This window comes from Faecalibacterium gallinarum (assembly GCF_022180365.1).
Classification (GTDB): domain Bacteria; phylum Bacillota; class Clostridia; order Oscillospirales; family Ruminococcaceae; genus Faecalibacterium; species Faecalibacterium gallinarum.
This window is the reverse complement of record NZ_BQKV01000101.1, coordinates 1-4,562: the sequence shown is the minus strand read 5'-3', so window position 1 is coordinate 4,562 and position 4,562 is coordinate 1. Positions and strand designations below refer to the sequence as shown.

The window sequence follows — 4,562 nt, the reverse complement described above, 5'->3', positions numbered from 1 at the left end:
CCTAATTGATGCTACGCATCAATGACGCTTTTTCGGCTAACTCTGCAAAAGACTCGGAGTAAGAATTCATCCCGTTCGACTTGCATGTGTTAGGCGCGCCGCCAGCGTTCGTCCTGAGCCAGGATCAAACTCTTTATAAATGATATTTAAATCACTCAAAAGTGTTTAAATCTTGTTCTTCGCTCAGCACGCAATCGCTTGCGTCCTATACGAATTACTTTGTTTTTGGAATTGTTTAATGTGCGTTTCCAATCGCACACAATAAGGTTCCGTTACAAGTTTTTCGATATTGTTCAATTTTCAAGGTCCTGCGTGTCGCTCGCCTCTCGGCCGGCGACCTCTTTATTTTACCACCGAGCCGTTCGTTTGTCAAGCACTTTTTTTCGAAGTGTTTTGAACTTTTCGATCGGTTTCGTGGGCTCCCGCAAGAGTCATTCTTTCGTGTGACCCGGGGTGCCTGAGTATAATACCACCGCCCCGCCCTTTTGTCAACACCTTTTTTGGGTTTTTTTGGAGTTTTTTCGGGAGGTGGGAGACTTGACAACCGGCGGCCTCCAAACGTATCATTACCATAATACCAGCCCCTTTATACAGATACTAATAGAAAAGGAGAAGTCCGATGCCCTGTGTCACCATCCGCGGCTGCCGTATCGGCGAGGGCCGCCCTAAAACCATTCTGCCCATTGTGGAGAAAACCGAAGCCGAAATTCTGGCTCGGGGGGCAGCCTTTGCCTCCCTGCCTGTGGACTGCGTCGAATGGCGGGCCGACTGGTTCGACGCCAGCGCAGACCCCGACGCTGTGGCCCACTGTCTGACCGGCCTGCGGCAGGCTCTGGGAGAAAAGCTCCTTCTGGTTACCTACCGCACCAAAGCCGAAGGTGGCGAAAAGGCCCTCTCCCCCATCGGGTACACTGAATTCTGCGGCTGGGTCTGTGCCAGCGGCTGCGCCGATCTTCTGGATCTGGAACTCTTCCCCGCCGGGGAGACTCTGCCCGATCTAATTAAAATGGCCCATCAGCAGGGAGTGCGGGTGGTCTGTTCCAGCCATGACTTTAACAAAACGCCCTCCCAAGCTGAGATGGTGGCCCGACTGGTCCAGATGCAAGCCGCCGGGGCGGACATTGCCAAGCTGGCCGTGATGCCCCACAGCCGGGCCGACCTTTTGGCCCTGCTGGCCGCCACCGCCGAAATGGCCGACCTCCACCCCGAAACCCCAGTGATTACCATCAGCATGGGTGCCCTGGGGGCGGTGAGCCGGGTCTGCGGCGAGGCGATGGGGTCAGCCATGACCTTCGCCTGTGCGGGGAAGTCCAGTGCCCCCGGGCAGATCGAGCTCGAGGAGATGAATCATATCCTGGATGCTCTAGCTCTGCCCCTATAATGTAATTATATATAATAAAAGCCACGGGAGCTTGCCAAGTTTTTGCGACGGCGGGTTGCAGCAGAAGGAAAAATGCGCTACAATGTGAACAAGAGAGATTATTCCGTCCCCTGTCTTGCAGGAGGATCTGACTGGATCTGCTGTATCGCAGTGTCGGCTATCGGTTATATCAGCCTTGCAATACAATCTTCCTGGCGCAACAGAATGGAATATTTTTGCCAGATTCTCTTCAAAGTAGCGTACACCACAGCGTTGAATATGGACCCATTTTGAAGGACGACATCGAATTTTAAGGCGGCTGGGTGGCAAACGACCCGGCCGCTTTTAAAACCGCCAGAGTGACGATTGTGGCCGAACACACGATCGACAAACTGCTGATATAGCGGCCAAGGGCTTTATTGGAAACGCCTGTGACCAAGACCAATACACAGACGGGCAGGGATGATGGTTCCTGCCCGTCCACTTTGCCCAAGAATCCAATGTAAAAGTTGCAAACAAATTGATCGGAGAATTCACCTATATGAAACGTATAGAACTAATGCAACGCTATCTAAATGAAAAGCATCGGACCACCCTGGTGCACGAGCAATATCTGAACACTCAGCGAGAGTACGCCCCCGGCACCTCCCTGTATATGCGGGAAATTCATTTCCTCGTGGCGCTGGGGCCGGACAATCCCGCCTCGATCAGCAGCCTGGCCCAAAGGCTGGAGGTGACTCCGGGCGCAGTCTCTCAGTTGGCTGCCCGGCTGGAAAATAAGGGCTACATCACTCGCACCCCCGACCCGAAGAACCGGCGGCGTACCCTCGTATCCCTGACCGAGGAAGGACGGCGGCTGTATCTGGAACATCTGGACTATGACCAGGCCAGTCTATCCCGGCTCAGCGCATTTTTTGAGGATTTTTCAGACACAGAAATTCAGCGTATGATCGATGCTGAAATCATTTTTCAGCAGGCTTTACGCAGCCGTTTTCCAGAATAAGAGACAAGTTATATAAAAAACCGATCCCTGTTGTTGTGGTATTTGCCGGTGGACAACAGGGATTGTTTTGTGTAGAATAATTTTAGCACCTAAATATTTAGTAACTAAACAATTTGCAGGCAAACGAGGCGGCCTCTCGTTTCCTGCAAAACCCGAAACAGTGTGCCCGGTCGTCCAGAAACGGCCAGGTACGCTGGCAAACCTGCATTGTAAAACACAGGAGGAATATCTATGAAACACACAAAGAAAGCAGCAGCTTTTCTAGCTGTTATGCTGGCATTTGCTCTGCTGCTTTCCGCCTGCGGCGGCGCACCTGCATCCCAGAGCGACACAACCAGCGATGTGTACACGCAGTCTGCCCAAGGCAATAACGGGCCGGTAACTGTGGAGGTGGAAATCGCCGACGGCGCGGTAACCCGCGTAGAAGTGGTGGAAAACTCCGAGACCGAAGGCATCGCGGACAAACCGATTTCCGAGATCCCGGCCTGGATTGTGGAGAACCAGAGTCTGGCGGTCGATACGGTATCTGGTGCTACCAATACCAGCAACGCAATCGTAGAGGCGGTGGCCTTGTGCCTGGACGAAGCAGGCCTGGACGCCGAAGAATGGAAGAGCCGCACCGTTGAGGTACAGCAGGAACCCAAAGAAGACATAACCTGTGATACCGTGGTGGTGGGTGCTGGCGGCGCCGGCATCCGGGTCGCTCTGGAGCTGGCAGACAACGGCCAGAATGTGATCCTTGTGGAGAAGCAGTCCATGGTGGGCGGTGCCACTAACCTGGCCGCCACCTATTTTGTTGCGGTGGATACCACCTACCAGCAGGAAGATGGCATGACGATCTCCATCGATGACTATGTAGCCCAGACCGCCGAAACCAACCCGGACATCGACTCCGACCGGCTGCGGCTGCTGCTGGAGAACTCCCAGGAAAGCCTGGATTGGCTGAACAGTCTGGGTACCAACATCACCCGCCCCCTCTCCAACTACCAAGTAGCCACCGAGGACGGCTCCTCTCTGGGTGCGGCCATCGTGAAGGCCATGTCCAGCGCACTGGAGCAGTCCAGCGTGGACCTGCGTTTGGATACCGAAGCAGTAGAAATTCTGACCGAGGACGGCGCTGTGACTGGCGTACGTGTGCGGGATGCCGGCGGCGAATACTCTATCCTGGCTGACTCGGTTGTACTGGCCAGCGGTGGCTTTGTTTCGGGCACTGAAGCAGTGGAAAAGTACGCTCCTGAGTGGGCCGGCCTGCCTTCCACCTCGGCAGCCGGTTCCACCGGCGAGATGTTCGGCTTGGTGGAGCAGATCGGCGGTGTGCTCAGCAACATGGATGTGGTACGCTTGAATCCTTCTGTGCACAGCGAGAACGGGGTCAACTCCAGCCTGAGCGCAGCCCGGGCCGAAGGCGGCATCATCGTGAACCAGCAGGGCCTGCGATTCTGCAACGACTACTATCCGGATTACACCACATTGTCTAAGTGGATGGTCGAACAGGAAGGCGACTATGTGTACATTCTGATCGATCAGACGGCCATGGACAACTCCAAGCGTTTGCAGGGATTCAAGGATATGGGCTATTTCTTAGAGGCCGACACCCTGGAAGAACTGGCGGAGAAGATGGGCGTTCCTGCGGACAACCTGGTAAAGACGGTGGAAGCCTATCAGGAGGCCGTGCGCACCGGTGTGGATGAATTCGGTCGCACCAACAATCTGAGCATCGATTTCAGCAATCCTCCCTACTACGCGGTGACCACCAGCCCCGGCTTGCAGGTGAGCCTGGGCGGCATCCTGGTAGATGATACCATGCGTGTACAAAAGCAGGATGGTACCAGCTTTGACAACCTGTACGCAGTGGGAGAATGCGCGGACGACGGTCTGTTCGGCTGCGCCCCAACGAACATTAACATCACTTTTGGCAAGATGGTGGCGGACCAGATCCTGGGCCGTTAACCTCCGGTTGACCCAGCAGGGCCGGGCAGTCAGTATAACTGCCCGGCCCTGCTTTTTTCAAAAAACAAGTATAAAATAATATAAAAAGCCCCAGGAATGCTGAACCGGTCCAAATTGTGTGGACAGTACAAAAAAGCCCCAAGTGTAGGAGATTAGGATTCAGCAGGAGTGGCGGAGCGTTAGCGGAGCCACTCCTGCTTTCGTTTGGATTCGCTCGTGGTTATAAAACTGGATGTATCGGTCGATCAT

General features: G+C 54.4%; 3 protein-coding genes. All 3 read left to right on the top strand.

Annotated elements, in window-relative coordinates:
* Positions 1–619 precede the first annotated feature (619 nt).
* Positions 620–1,381, top strand: a complete 762-nt coding sequence (gene aroD / locus JCM17207_RS11940) for a type I 3-dehydroquinate dehydratase (RefSeq protein WP_238317857.1) — start codon at positions 620–622, stop codon at positions 1,379–1,381.
* Between the two features lie 520 nt (positions 1,382–1,901).
* Entirely contained in the window at positions 1,902–2,363 is a 462-nt protein-coding gene (locus JCM17207_RS11935) for a MarR family winged helix-turn-helix transcriptional regulator (protein WP_238317856.1), read from the top strand.
* Between the two features lie 231 nt (positions 2,364–2,594).
* The gene (locus tag JCM17207_RS11930; protein ID WP_238317855.1) at positions 2,595–4,313 is read left to right on the top strand and encodes an FAD-dependent oxidoreductase; all 1,719 of its coding nucleotides are present in this window, start codon (positions 2,595–2,597) and stop codon (positions 4,311–4,313) included.
* The last annotated feature ends 249 nt before the right edge of the window (positions 4,314–4,562 follow it).

What these genes read in the sequence shown, in the direction of transcription:
- aroD (WP_238317857.1), top strand. Translation starts at nt 620, where the DNA reads ATGCCCTGTGTCACCATCCGCGGCTGCCGTATCGGCGAGGGCCGCCCT.
- JCM17207_RS11935 (WP_238317856.1), top strand. Translation starts at nt 1,902, where the DNA reads ATGAAACGTATAGAACTAATGCAACGCTATCTAAATGAAAAGCATCGG.
- JCM17207_RS11930 (WP_238317855.1), top strand. Translation starts at nt 2,595, where the DNA reads ATGAAACACACAAAGAAAGCAGCAGCTTTTCTAGCTGTTATGCTGGCA.